The following is a 13,145-nucleotide window of genomic DNA, read 5'->3' as shown; positions in this document are numbered from 1 at the left end:
GCTCATTCTAAAAAATATAGCCTCATTTAAAAAGGCAGATTAGTGAAGCGTTAAGGGTAAAAAAGTGGTTTATTGCAGGCTCACGCGATACTCTGAAGGTGACACCTGATAATAATTGCGAAAAGCCTTGCTGAAATAGTTTTTATCCTTATAACCGAGCATATCGGAAATTTCCTGAATTTTCAGGCTGGAATCACCCAGTAGCTCCTTCGCCTTGTCCATTCTGACCTTCTGTACATATTCGTGAATACCGTAACCAAATTGCTGCTTGAACAACTTCATCAGATATTCCCGGCTCAAAAAATAGGTTTCGGCAAAAAACGAGATTTTGATATCTTCAAAATAGTATCGCTCGATGTATTTTTTGATCTCTGTAATATCAAAGGGTTGGTTACCCGCCTGTGCATGTTGGACCCCGGCAATGTAGAGCTCCAGTATCTGGTATAGTCTCTGGCTGTAGTCGGCAAAGCTCGCAAAATCAGCAGATAGCTCACCTTCAATCACACGACCCAATTCCCCCAAAGTTCCCTCCTGATTAGACGCGGACATAGGCGTACCCAGTTCAATCGCTGCTTCTCTCAATAAAAAATGGAACTCCCGCAGCAATCGATCCGCATCCTGTAAACGGAAAACAGGACCAGCTGCCAATTGTTTCAATAGATCGCTCAGGAGTACCTTTGCTCGGTTGGCCTGACCGTTCTGAGCATCCTTTTGGATCGACAACAACCGATCCGTCCATGGCATTTCCTCTGACGTCCCCATTTGCCGCGGTACCGTGTGGAGAATAGATTCCCCTTCCAGCTTCAACACATCTGTATTGTGAATGAACCTCTTGGCATCCCTATACGCAGAAGCCAGCTCCACTACGTCTGAACAGAGCTTGCCCACTCCGGCTGCTACCACCATACTGAACAGCCCATGCAGGTTCGCAACCGCCTTCTGTGCCACTTGTGCCAGTAGGAGGGACATATGTTCTTCTTGTCCTGGGGCCAGAGTACAGATCGATACGACCTCACGCTCTCTTCGCGGGTGGGGGAAGCTAAAACAACGCAACCGTTCATCTGATGTTTGCGCTAATACATTAGTTACCGCAAAATCCATCAGGTCGACATCGCCATGAAAACGAGTCCTGCGAATCTCATCCCTGTTCAGTAACCGTAGCACGATCACCCCAAAGCGGTTCTCCGCCCGATCGGCTCCAATTAGTGGGAGCAACGACGTATTGGCCTGCCTTTTAAAGCTGCCATCCAAAATGGATACATACAGCTTCTCTTTCAGCTTCGGTAGTGACATATTCAGCGTAATGCTCTGGTTGATGAATTCGTCTTGGCTTTGCTTGCGGCTTTCCAGAATGTCCACCGCCTTGCGCAGGGCCTGATTCAGATCCTGGCGGTTGATAGGCTTGAGCAGATAATCTACTACCCGTGATTGAATCGCTTGTCGCGTAAATTCAAAGTCGTTGTAGCCACTAATGACAATGGTCAGCAGATGGGGATATGCCTTTTCGACCACACGAAGAAATTCAATGCCGTTCATCTCCGGCATTTTCATATCCACCATCACCACATCGATAGGATGCTGACCGAGCAGTTCCATCCCCAACCTTCCATTCGTCGCCTCATAAATATGTTCGATGCCCAGACGATCCCAGTCTCCAACAATACGAATGGCCTCTCGTAACGGTTCTTCATCGTCAATAATCAATACGTTATACATGGTCGACTCCTCCCCGGGGAATTTGCACTCTCATTTCCGTGCCCGTTTCATCCGTAAGTATGAATAATCCTGCATGATCTCCATACAAAAGCTTCAACCGTGTGTTCAAATTCTTCAAGCCAATATGCTCGCTCTCCCGCTCTTCCCATTTTTCGTGGAACGAATCCAACACTATTTTCAGCTTGTCCTCTGAAATTCCAGGTCCGTTGTCCCTGACTGAAATTGTAGCGTCTGTAGCACCCGATTCGGCTGAAATGACGATCAGAATGTCACTTGATACTTTTTCTAGTGCATGCTTGATAGAGTTTTCTACCAACGTTTGCACGGATAATCTCGGAATTGGCAGCTCCATCAGCGTGTCCTCCCATACCACTTCGACCTGAAGTCTCGCCCCGAATCTTGCCTTTTGCAGACCTATATATCGTTCAATATGCTTGAGCTCCTCGCGGGCAGCTACGATATCCTTGCCGTTGATGGAATACCGCAAAGTTTGGGCCAATGCATCCACCATATCCGCCATATCGAACATCTTCCGCTTTAATGCCTGTGTAGATATGGCTTGTAAGGCATTGTACAGAAAATGGGGATTAATCTCAGCCTCCAGCGCCTTGAGTATGGCATTCTTTTCGACCAGCTTCATGCGATAGCGCTCATTAATAAGTTCTTCGGTTCTTTGGACCATTTCGTTAAAGTGCAGCGACAAATATGCAATCTCGTCATGCCCCTTCACAGGAGCCCTTGCCTCAAAATCTCCGGTGCTGAACCGTTTCATCTGGGTAGATAGCTTATGTAAAGGTCGGGTAATGGCGTTCGAGGTCAGGGTCACCAAAATAATAGACACACCTAAAAATAAAGCCCCGATGACATAACTCCAATTCCGTGTGGTCGTAGCTGCCTCATAAATTTGGCGATATGGAATCGGTTTGATGAGCTGCCACCCGTCCTTTTCACCTTCATCATACACGACCAAATACTCCTGGTTGCTGTTGCTGTCTGACCACGTTACTCGCCCGCTTCCTCCCTCTCCGATCTGGGCCAATACGCCAGAATCACGCATTCGTTCATACAGCGGAAGGCTGTTCACATAAAAGGGAACCCGCTTGGGGCTGATTAGCATCAGTTGATCCCCTTTACCCAGTGGAATATTTCGCATGATTTCATCTACGGCACTCGTGTTGTAATAAAAGGACAACACTGCCTGCGGGTGACGGGATGCAATCGATCTCAGCACTCGATGGTAAGCCATAAAGCTGGCTTGTGGCGCCACATAGCCCATATCAGAGCGGGACTCTACAAAGGATTGAAAAGATTCGTTAGCGGTACTGTCCATCGCCTCTTTATACCAGGGAAGCTTGGGAATATCCGTGTTTATTCCTTTGCGTACTGTAATATTGTACGTTTCCCTAGTCACCACGTAGTATTGATGCCGGTCCGCCACATACAGATAAATCGCTTCCAGATCATTGCGGGAATAGAACATGTTGCGCAAGTAATTTTCAATGACCATTCGTGCAGCGTAGTCCCGGTTCTCATTGGCAATCGCGTTCATGATATCGTTATAGCGAAGCTGTGGAAGGGCCAACTGCTGCATTCCCTCCAAGTAATCCTCCAAATTCTGATTGACCAGCAGCAGATTATTCGTCGTGCTGGCGATGCTATGATTGACCGACTCCTTTTCAATCATCTGATAGGAAATAATCGTGAGTGAGCCCACCACCAGAATAATCACCGAGGTAAAAAGCAGAATGAGCTTGTTCACTAATTTTTGCGTAATCCGCCTCCACATGGATCGAAGGATTGTTCCTACATGCCCTGACATCATGATAACCGCCCCTTTTGAAAGCGTACACATTTTTACCCTCAACTGTTTTCTTAAATCCATTGGTCCGGCCCTAGGGGCTATCCTATACTTTCATTATATCTTAAACAGCTTGGAGCGAAAGACCGGAAAATGCTGAGAAAAAGAGGTGCGTTATGCTGAAAAAAAGGGGAACATGGGGCGACAAGGGCAGTAAGCTGGAATTTGGTTTGTTCACACTGCCCGTAATTTTGTGCATTACAATTGCATTTTATATTCCGTTTTTGATGACGATACGCTATTCCCTGACTAAGTGGAACGGCATATCCAAACATCCGAAATTCGTAGGTCTGGATAACTTCAAGCAAATCCTGCTCGGAGACGCTAACTTTGCACATGCAGCCTGGTTTACGATCAAATATGCCATTCTGTACATTGTATTGGTAAACGTGCTGGCCATTTTGCTGGCGCTCGTCCTCGACATGAAGCTCAAAAGCTCGGCCTGGCTGCGCGCGGCTTTCTTTATTCCTTATATCCTCAGCCTCGTCATTGTCGGCTTTATATGGAAATTCATCTTTATGCAAGGTTTTGAGTCACTGGGGCACAGTACAGGCTGGGGCATCTTCCAGCTCAGTTGGCTAGGCGAGGAAGGGCTCGCGTTTATTTCCATTTTGGCGGTATCCATCTGGCAATCCATTGGCTTTTACATGGTCATTTATATTGCAGGCTTGCAATCTGTACCTGAGGATCTAAAAGAGGCTGCCATCGTGGATGGGGCAGGGCCGATTCGGAGATTTTTCAGTATTATTTTACCGATGCTTGCGCCCTCGATTACGATCTCGGTCTTCATGGCACTGACCAACTCGATCAAGGTGTTCGACGTCATTTTATCGCTGACTGGCGGTGGGCCAGGAGGTACGACATACAGCATTGCGTATGATATTTACCGAGATACGTTCCAAAACAATCTGTATGGCTACGGAACAGCCAAAGCCTTGATTTTATTCGTTGCAGTGCTGGTCATTACGATTATTCAATTGTCTATTTTCAAACGCAGGGAGGTTGAAGCCTGATGCAACGCAGCCGTACGGGACGTATTTTGCTGGAAGCGGGCATGATTGTATTGTCGCTGTTATTCTTGTATCCGCTGTTTCTCGCCATTAACAATTCGTTCAAAAGCTTCGCTGAGGTCATGACCGACGTCATTGCGCTGCCCAAGCAGCTTTCGCTGGATAACTACGTATATGTATGGAAGTTCATTGACTATCCACGCTTATTTCTGAATAACACGATTATTACTGTGCTCGGGCTGGCAGGCATTGTGCTAATATCCTCCATCGCTGCCTATAAGCTGGCACGGACGAAAAGCAAGTGGAGCTCCGCCATTTACATGCTGTGCATTATGCCGATGCTGATTCCATTTCAGTCTATTATGCTGACCGTCTTGCGCCTGGCGAAAGGCTTGAATTTGGCAGACAGCACTTGGGGGCTTGGCCTGCTGTACTGGGGGTTTGGAGCCCCGTTGGCAGTGTTTATCTATCACGGCTTTGTGAAAGGCATTCCGGTCGAGATTGACGAAAGCGCCAAGATCGACGGAGCCTCAGGCTTTCGGCTTTTCTTTTCCGTCATCTTTCCCTTGCTGAAATCGGTCACCGCTACTATTGTTATTATCGACGTGATGTGGATATGGAACGATTTTCTGCTTCCGCTGCTCATGGTTAACGGCTCACCCAGCACCAAAACGCTTACGCTGGCTGCCTATACCTTCGTTGGGCAATATACATCAGACTGGCAATATGCTATGACCGCAATGGTAATGGCTGTACTGCCCTCCATTATCGTATTTATCTTTCTGCAAAAATACATTGTTAAAGGCGTAGTGGCCGGGGCCGTCAAAGGCTGAGGCAATTACATCATTACAGATGACCCCCAGAGGACTTGCGTAAAGTTTACGCAAGTCCTTTTGACTGATTGGCTCCACCTTCCTTGACATTTCTCCACATAAATGATTTACTAATTTCATTATTCGTAATTATTACGATTAAGTTATCAAACAGAAAGTGCTGCTGCTTTCCTATCTCGCATTACAGTTACTACTGCACAGTCAACATTTTATGAAACTTTCGAAGGGATGAGTGATTACGTTGGCAAACGCTATGGAAAGAGATGAGAAAATACCGGTCACGGTACTAAGTGGGTACCTCGGTTCCGGCAAAACTACACTGCTGAACCATGTACTGAATAACCGGGAAGGCTTACGGGTAGCTGTCATCGTCAATGATATGAGTGAGGTTAATGTGGATGCGGATCTCGTTCGCGACGGTGGAGGATTATCCCGTGTGGATGAGAAGCTGGTGGAAATGTCCAACGGTTGTATCTGTTGTACCTTGCGCGAAGATTTATTAAAAGAGGTAGAGCGACTGGCGCTCGAAAAAAAGTTTGACTATATTCTTATTGAATCCACAGGTATAGGCGAGCCCATTCCAGTGGCCCAAACCTTTAGTTATGTAGATGAGCAAAATGGAATTGATTTGACCAAACTGACCCGATTGGACACGATGGTCACCGTCGTGAACGCACCAGAGTTTTGGGAAGACTTCTATTCTAGGGACTCTCTTAAGGATCGTGGACAGGAAATGGCGGCAGAGGATGTACGCGGCATCGTTGATCTGCTCATAGAGCAGGTGGAATTTTGTGACGTGCTAATCATTAATAAGTGCGATCTGGTATCCTTAGAGGAACTCGAACGATTGGAAAAGGTGCTGCGCAGCATTCAATCGAACGCCAAAATTATCCGTTCTGAATACGGCAGAGTGGACCCAAAAGAGATTTTAAACACGCATCGCTTTGATTTTGAAACTGCTAGTCAGGCGGCGGGTTGGATACAGGAAATGAACAAGGATGAACATGTACCGGAGACAGAGGAATATGGCATTGCTTCGTTTGTGTACAAGCGCAAAATCCCATTTCATCCCGAACGTTTATTGAAATGGCTGGCTCAATGGCCTACTGAGGTTGTACGTTCCAAGGGATTAGTGTGGCTCGCCACGCAAAACCGTACTGCCTTTACATTCAGTCAGGCGGGTAGCTCCAAACAATTCGCACGCGCAGGACTATGGGTGTCTGCTTTGACTGAAGAAGAACGACAATACTATCTCGGTGAAAACTTTGAAAAAACACCCGATTGGGATGAGAAATATGGCGACCGGGTTACCAAACTCGTATTTATTGGTATCGATATGAACCGGGAAGAAATCGAGCGTAGCTTGGATAAGACACTGCTAACCCCTGAAGAAATGGAACAGGACTGGCGCAAGTTGCCTGACCCGTTTACGAAAAACATATAATGAGTTTGAAAAAGCGCCTAAAGTGAGCAACTACCTCCCATCTTAGGCGCTCTGGCCTTATTTATGCTTAACCCATTGCGCGTTATCAATCGGCCAAAAGATCACATCCGCACGTCCGACAATATCCTTGATGGAAACAAAACCAATTGCACGACTATCCCTACTATTATTGCGGTGGTCACCCATTACAAAAAAATACCCATCAGGAACCTTGGAATCGGTTATGGTACCGTTTGGAAAGTCCACATTGTTATATAATTCTCCCTTGGCGTGAGCATCTTGGATAGCCTCTTGAATGTATGGCTCCTCTACTTTCTTACCATTCACATAAAGATGATCACCTTGATACTGAATCGTATCTCCAGCCACTCCAATCACACGCTTAATAAAGTCCTTTTGTTCCTTTTTTACATGAAATACAACAACCTCACTTGCCTTGGGGTCACGAAAATCGTAAATCACCTTATTCACGACCACTCGTTCATCTGTTTTGAAATTCGGTTCCATGGATGCTCCCTCAACAATAAATGGCGCAAATAACAGCCAACGTATAATGAACACGAGCACAATGGCAACAATAATTGCCTTAAGCCAATCGATCATCTCATTGTTCATTCGCGGTCGCTTTTCCTGCAATGGTTCGGAAGTTGAACTTGTCAAATGCTTCCCGCTCTCCATGCGCTAAACCCACCTTTTCTCACAGTTTTCATTTCTATTATATGTATAATGTTTAAGTATAATCAAATTTTCCCAGTCTAGCAAAACTGTATTTTTAGTTGAAACAAAAGTGTGAACTTTTTTTCACAATATTAAAAAAACAATAAAAAACTGTTGATGCAAACGTTAACATATATTACACTGTGCATATACTTCTTAGAGCGTTTTGGACTTATGATAGATCAATCTGTCCCCCAGGAGGTGTCCTGTTTTTTTAATGGAAAGACAGCATGAGCGACTTTTATATGTGCTATCTTCTTTTAAAATATGAGCTCAGATAAGGAGGAATTTACATGTTTAAACGGAATGATCGTTCAAAAAACGGCTTTAACGCTCTAAGACTCGGTGTTTCTTTTGTTTTTGCTTCTTCTTGTCTTATTGGAACCGCTTACGCGGATATTCCATCCAACAACCTCCCCTCTACCACACTCACAGAGGAGGCAGTTAGTGCAACCGATTCAACAACTGTTTCCACCACGTTAGCGGCAGGCGATTTATATGTGGCTCCAAATGGTAACGTGTCCAATCCGGGTACCATATCTAGTCCTACCACCCTCGAAGCAGCACTGACACAAATTGCTCCTGGCAAAACCATCTACCTGCGCGGTGGTAAATACGCCTACTCCTCAACGATTACAATTCAGCGTGGAAATAACGGCAATAACGGCTCACTCAAAGGATTAGTCGCTTACGGTAGTGAAAAACCTGTACTTGATTTCTCTGCTCAGGCCTTTGGTTCAGCTAATCGGGGACTTCAGCTTAACGGAGACTTCTGGCTGGTCAAAGGTCTTGAAGTCAAAGGTGCCGGAGATAACGGTATCTATATCGGCGGCAGTAATAACCGAATTGAAAATGTGGAAACCCACCACAATCGGGACACCGGACTTCAGCTCGGGCGTTACTCCCCTAACGCTTCCACCAGTGAGTGGCCTGCGAACAATTTGATCTTGAATTCCTACTCTCACGATAATGCCGATCCCGATAATGGTGAGGATGCCGATGGCTTCGCAGCCAAACTGACTGTAGGATCAGGCAATGTGTTCGATAACTGCTTGGCAGCGTACAACGTAGACGATGGCTGGGATCTGTACAGCAAAACGGAAACAGGCCCTATCGGTGCCGTAACCATTTTGAACAGTGTGGCCCATCACAACGGGCAAACCTCTGATGGAACGTCTACTGCGAACAGTGACGGCAACGGCTTTAAGCTGGGTGGAGACAAAATCAAGGTCAACCATATTGTAAAAAACAGTATCGCTTTCCAAAACAAAAAACACGGTTTCACCTACAATAGCAACCCTGGCACCATTACTTTGACCAACAATACTTCATGGGACAATGGACAAAGCAATTTCGCCTTTGATAAGGGTGAACACGTGTTCATTAACAATCTTTCTTTCGAGGGAACAGCAAGTGATAAAACAAGTGGTACGGATCAAGATAACTCTAACGTCTGGTGGAAAAACAAAAAAACGACGAATGCTAAAGGTCTCGCAGCCAGTGCAGACGACTTTGTTAGTCTCGTGCCTTCCATCACTCGAAGTACAGACGGTTCCATCCAGCTGGGTGATTTCCTTAAGCTGGCCAAAGGAAGCGATCTGATTGGCTCGGGTACTCCGAGCGGAAATATAGGGGCACGGTAAAAGCCCCACCTAATCAGGACGCCTGGCCCATCTACCAACCTAGACAAATCTGCATAATATAGCGACCGGTGATTGTCCTCATAACCAGACAAAATATGAGGTGAACAGATCATGGAACGAAAAATCACACTGAAACATACACTTGCCTATGGAAGCGGTAAATGCTGGGAAGTGGTGCACTTGCTATTAGTGGTGCATGGTTAATGTACTTTTATACAACCTTTTGCGGACTGTCTCCTGTTCAGGCCGCAGCCATTTTCTCTGTTGCCAGCATCATAGATGCGGTCAGCAATCCGATCATGGGCTTTATCAGCGACAACTTTCACCGAACCCGCTTAGGTCGTAAATTCGGCAGACGCCGTTTTTTCATCATGATGGGTATTCCGCTGATGCTCGTGTATCCGATGCTTTGGATAGATGGGTTGGGCTTCTGGTATTACTTGAGTACGTACGTGCTGTTTGAACTGGTGTACACCTCTGTCATGGTACCGTATGAAGCACTAGCGTCCGAGATGACCCGGGACTTTGGCGCACGCTCCAGATTGACCGGATGGAAGGCCATGTTTGGTAAAATCGCCAATTTTGCCGCCGCTTTTATCCCTGGTCGCTTTATTGCTGCTTATGGCAAAGACTCTCCGCTGCCTTTCTTGTATACCGGTCTCGTTTTTGCAGCAATTCTGCTGATTGCCATGGCATTCTTGTACAAAAACTCCTGGGAGCGTCCAAGTGAGGAACTACAAAAGGAACTGGAAGGTGAAGCTCCGCTTTCTTTTATAGATTCCATGAGAAAGTTGTTTGTCGACATTTCCTCAACATTTCGGGTTAAGACGTTCCGTCACCATCTCGGGATGTACCTGGGTGGCTTTTCAGCTGAGTGGCTGTTTACTTCAGCTTTTACGTACTTTATTGTTTTCTCCTTGTTCCAAAGCTCTGAAATGGTATCCAATCTCAACAGCTTCAACTCTGTCATTCAACTGATTTCTACCTATTTCTTCATCCAATTCTGTGTGCGTAAAGGGTTTCGTATGCCTTTCATCGCCGCACTCGTCGTCGTTTGCTTTAGCGTAGCAGGTTATGGTCTGCTCTATCTCACAGGAGCCTCTAATACGATGATGTGGCTATATGTCATCACACTGTTCATGGGGCTTGGTACGGGTGGCGTCTACTACATTCCTTGGAATCAATACACGTTCCTTGCCGATGTGGATGAAGCGTTGACTGGTCGTCGCCGGGAAGGTATTTATGCGGGTATGATGACTTTTGCCGGAAAAATGGTGCGGGCTGTTGTCGTTTTCATTCTCGGCTGGGTGTTACAGCACTTTGGCTTTGTATCCGGAGCTGAGAGTCAGCCAGTCTCTGCTCAGCACGCTATCTTCTATGTACTCGTGGTGGGTACTATTGTTCTCGCAATCATCGGGATGATTGCTTCTGTCGTAATGAAGCTGGATATTGACAGCCACAAGAAGCTAATCGCCGAGATTGACCGCCTCAAAAACGGTGGCTCCATGAAATCAGCCAAGCCAGAAGCTCGAAAAGTGTTCGAACAACTAACAGGCTTCAGCTACGATCGGTGCTGGGGCAACAATAATGTGGGCTTTAAGAACAAACCCGTTGATCCTAAGACACACACTCCGTCTATGTAACAACAATAACATTACAGATTAAACTTTACTGAAGAGGTGACTGTATCATGGCAAATTCAACATCGCAACCAACAACAAATCCTACAAAAACAGATTCCTGGGCTGTACGTATGAGCGATTCCGTGATTAAACGGAGTCCGGAATTTTATGAAAAATGGGAATATGACCATGGCGTGATTTACAGAGGTTTGGAATGGGTTGGCGAATTGACAGGCGATCCCAAGTATATGGAATATATAAAAAAACATATGGATCACTTTGTTGATGAAAATGGTGTGATTCAGCGCTATAAAGTAGATGAGTATAACATTGACCATGTGAATAACGGCAAGCTGCTCTTCACTCTGTATCGTGCCACAGGCGATGAACGCTATAAAAAGGCAGCCTTCCAATTACGCAGTCAGCTGGAAAAACATCCACGCACAAGCGAGGGCGCATTCTGGCATAAGCAAATTTATCCGTATCAAATTTGGCTTGACGGCTTGTACATGGGTGCCCCGTTCTATGCTGAGTTTATTCGCGAATTCGGAGATCCGTCAGAGTTTGACGATGTGACCCTGCAATTCAAGCTATGCTACAAGCATACGCGTGATCCTGAAACGGGTCTGCTCTATCACGCTTGGGATGAGAAGCGGGAACAGCATTGGTGCAACCCGGAAACCGGCTGTTCCAAAAATTTCTGGGGCCGCTCAATGGGCTGGTTTGTCATGGCACTCGTCGACGTGCTGGACTACATTCCAGAAGATCATGCAGATCGTCCCGTCTTGATTGATATGCTGAGAGAAACACTGGAAGCCTTGCTGAAAGTGCGTGATAAAGAAAGCGGCGTCTTTTATCAGGTGCTCAACCTGGGCCATGTGAAAGGCAACTATCTGGAAGCATCTGCTTCCTGCATGATTCTATACGCTATGGCCAAAGGTGTTCGCAAAGGTTATCTGCCAGAGCATTATCGCCAAGAAGCAGAAATCATCCGTAAAGGTATTATTGATGAATTTATTACGATTACTGAAGAAGGACTTGTGAATCTGAACAAAACAGTACAAGTAAGCGGTCTAGGTGGTAAAGATCGCCGGGATGGTACCTTCGCTTACTATATCAGCGAGCCGATTATAACTAACGATCCCAAAGGTATCGGAGCTTTCATTCAGGCGATGGGTGAAGCAGAGCGCATCTAAATGATGCGGACTATGTACTTTTAAATAGCACAAAGGACGGTGGCGATGAGCCCCGTCCTTTTCTCATATATATCTTACTTCATAACCTTAAATTCATATCCCTGTTTCTTCAGATATTCTATAATTTGCGGCAATGCTTTGGCTGTTTCTTCTTTACCATAAGTGTCATGCATGAGTATGATCGCTTTTTCTCGGCCTTTGACTGACCTCATAAACTGATTAATTAGTGCGGGTGCTTTCTTGGATCTTCCCTCTGCATCCTTCGTTAATACATTCCAGTCCACCTGATGGTAATCCTTTTGAAGTAAAACCTTATCCAGAGCAGCCATTCCTTGTGGATCTCTTCTGTTCCATGTCATGTGCCCCCGGGGAATCGGATCATTCTGGTGGAGAATTCTGGTCCCAGAATGCTTTTTAAAACCTGATTGTTCTTCTCGATCTCCTGCATAACATGATCCGTATTTACTCGTCTGTTCGGATATAAATACTTATAGTTATGTGAGTACGTATGGTTTCCTATCGCGTGACCCTCTTTGACAATTCTTTTGATAAGGTTCCGGGTATGCTCATTCTCATTGGCTTCTTTACCTACAATAAAAAAGGTGGCCTTGACCTTCTGCTTTTTCAGAATGTCTAATATTTGGGGGGTGACCGTCACGGATGGACCGTCATCAAAGGATAAGTAGGCCACTTTCTTACCATCGGCTCCATCGGGCATCTTTCCTAGCATTTGCTGATTTAAATATTTTTCAACAAAGGCACCGTCTTCTACACCGGGATCATTTTTTGGAGAGGCTGCTTTATCGTTTGCCCCTGCGCTGGCTTTAACTTTGGATGAGTCCTTGGATACAGAATCTGTTTTTTTAGCAAGCTCCTGAGTCGGCGCATGTGGTTTGCTATCTGAGACCTTTATCGCAATAAAAGTAATGCAGCCTGCCACAAATAATACAATAGCAATCAGCATCAGCCTTCTTTTGTTCCTCTTCAAGCGGTGCTCTCTTGTTCTACTATGTGAATAACCCTTTTCCATTAGATTATGTACCTCCACCCTAAAATAAGAAAAACCACCGGAGCAGGGTGAAAGCGCACCTTACAACGAACATTGG

At 45.7% G+C, this 13,145-nt stretch carries 9 protein-coding genes and 1 pseudogene; 6 read left to right on the top strand and 4 right to left on the bottom strand.

From position 1 onward, the window contains the following. Nucleotides 1–69: 69 nt before the first annotated feature. The gene (locus tag G7035_RS09410; protein ID WP_019688966.1) at nucleotides 70–1,716 is read right to left on the bottom strand and encodes a response regulator transcription factor; all 1,647 of its coding nucleotides are present in this window, start codon (nucleotides 1,714–1,716) and stop codon (nucleotides 70–72) included. Then, the gene (locus G7035_RS09405) at nucleotides 1,709–3,568 is read right to left on the bottom strand and encodes a sensor histidine kinase (protein WP_019688967.1); all 1,860 of its coding nucleotides are present in this window, start codon (nucleotides 3,566–3,568) and stop codon (nucleotides 1,709–1,711) included. The genes G7035_RS09410 and G7035_RS09405 overlap by 8 nt, the downstream gene beginning before the upstream one ends. Before the next feature lie 122 nt (nucleotides 3,569–3,690). On the opposite strand from G7035_RS09405, the gene G7035_RS09400 reads away from it, so the two are divergent. From G7035_RS09400 to G7035_RS09390, 3 genes are all read left to right on the top strand, one after another. After that, on the top strand, nucleotides 3,691–4,587 hold the full coding sequence (locus G7035_RS09400) for a carbohydrate ABC transporter permease (protein ID WP_016822645.1): 897 nt from the start codon (nucleotides 3,691–3,693) through the stop codon (nucleotides 4,585–4,587). After that, nucleotides 4,587–5,417 (top strand): carbohydrate ABC transporter permease, encoded by an 831-nt coding sequence (locus tag G7035_RS09395; protein WP_019688968.1) that lies wholly within the window; start codon nucleotides 4,587–4,589, stop codon nucleotides 5,415–5,417. Before G7035_RS09400 ends, G7035_RS09395 begins: the two co-directional genes overlap by 1 nt. A 253-nt stretch (nucleotides 5,418–5,670) precedes the next feature. Next, complete coding sequence (locus G7035_RS09390; protein ID WP_049789377.1) at nucleotides 5,671–6,861, top strand: GTP-binding protein; 1,191 nt, start codon at nucleotides 5,671–5,673, stop codon at nucleotides 6,859–6,861. Between the two features lie 57 nt (nucleotides 6,862–6,918). Here the strand turns inward: G7035_RS09390 and lepB are convergent, their stop codons facing one another. Further along, nucleotides 6,919–7,539, bottom strand: a complete 621-nt coding sequence (lepB, locus tag G7035_RS09385; RefSeq protein ID WP_019688970.1) for a signal peptidase I — start codon at nucleotides 7,537–7,539, stop codon at nucleotides 6,919–6,921. 332 nt (nucleotides 7,540–7,871) lie between these two features. On the opposite strand from lepB, the gene G7035_RS09380 reads away from it, so the two are divergent. The 3 genes from G7035_RS09380 to G7035_RS09370 all read left to right on the top strand — a co-directional run bounded on the left by G7035_RS09380 (nucleotide 7,872) and on the right by G7035_RS09370 (nucleotide 12,039). Then, nucleotides 7,872–9,221, top strand: coding sequence for a right-handed parallel beta-helix repeat-containing protein (locus tag G7035_RS09380; RefSeq protein WP_019688971.1), 1,350 nt, complete (start codon nucleotides 7,872–7,874; stop codon nucleotides 9,219–9,221). Between the two features lie 161 nt (nucleotides 9,222–9,382). Further along, nucleotides 9,383–10,864, top strand: a complete 1,482-nt coding sequence (locus G7035_RS09375) for an MFS transporter (protein ID WP_230877844.1) — start codon at nucleotides 9,383–9,385, stop codon at nucleotides 10,862–10,864. A 47-nt stretch (nucleotides 10,865–10,911) separates the two neighbouring features. Beyond that, a complete protein-coding gene (locus tag G7035_RS09370) occupies nucleotides 10,912–12,039 on the top strand; it encodes a glycoside hydrolase family 88/105 protein (protein WP_016822640.1) in 1,128 nt (375 codons plus the stop codon). A gap of 74 nt (nucleotides 12,040–12,113) precedes the next feature. Here G7035_RS09370 and G7035_RS09365 read toward each other — a convergent pair. Then, nucleotides 12,114–13,069, bottom strand: a pseudogene (locus G7035_RS09365) (polysaccharide deacetylase family protein). Nucleotides 13,070–13,145: the final 76 nt, after the last annotated feature.

This window comes from Paenibacillus polymyxa, assembly GCF_015710975.1.
GTDB classification, from domain to species: domain Bacteria; phylum Bacillota; class Bacilli; order Paenibacillales; family Paenibacillaceae; genus Paenibacillus; species Paenibacillus polymyxa.
The sequence above is the reverse complement of the archived record's forward strand: the minus strand, read 5'-3'. Positions and strand labels throughout refer to the sequence as shown.

What these genes read in the sequence shown, in the direction of transcription:
- G7035_RS09410 (WP_019688966.1), bottom strand. Translation starts at nt 1,716, where the DNA reads ATGTATAACGTATTGATTATTGACGATGAAGAACCGTTACGAGAGGCC.
- G7035_RS09380 (WP_019688971.1), top strand. Translation starts at nt 7,872, where the DNA reads ATGTTTAAACGGAATGATCGTTCAAAAAACGGCTTTAACGCTCTAAGA.
- G7035_RS09405 (WP_019688967.1), bottom strand. Translation starts at nt 3,568, where the DNA reads ATGTGTACGCTTTCAAAAGGGGCGGTTATCATGATGTCAGGGCATGTA.
- G7035_RS09400 (WP_016822645.1), top strand. Translation starts at nt 3,691, where the DNA reads ATGCTGAAAAAAAGGGGAACATGGGGCGACAAGGGCAGTAAGCTGGAA.
- lepB (WP_019688970.1), bottom strand. Translation starts at nt 7,539, where the DNA reads ATGGAGAGCGGGAAGCATTTGACAAGTTCAACTTCCGAACCATTGCAG.
- G7035_RS09375 (WP_230877844.1), top strand. Translation starts at nt 9,383, where the DNA reads ATGCTGGGAAGTGGTGCACTTGCTATTAGTGGTGCATGGTTAATGTAC.
- G7035_RS09390 (WP_049789377.1), top strand. Translation starts at nt 5,671, where the DNA reads ATGGAAAGAGATGAGAAAATACCGGTCACGGTACTAAGTGGGTACCTC.
- G7035_RS09370 (WP_016822640.1), top strand. Translation starts at nt 10,912, where the DNA reads ATGGCAAATTCAACATCGCAACCAACAACAAATCCTACAAAAACAGAT.
- G7035_RS09395 (WP_019688968.1), top strand. Translation starts at nt 4,587, where the DNA reads ATGCAACGCAGCCGTACGGGACGTATTTTGCTGGAAGCGGGCATGATT.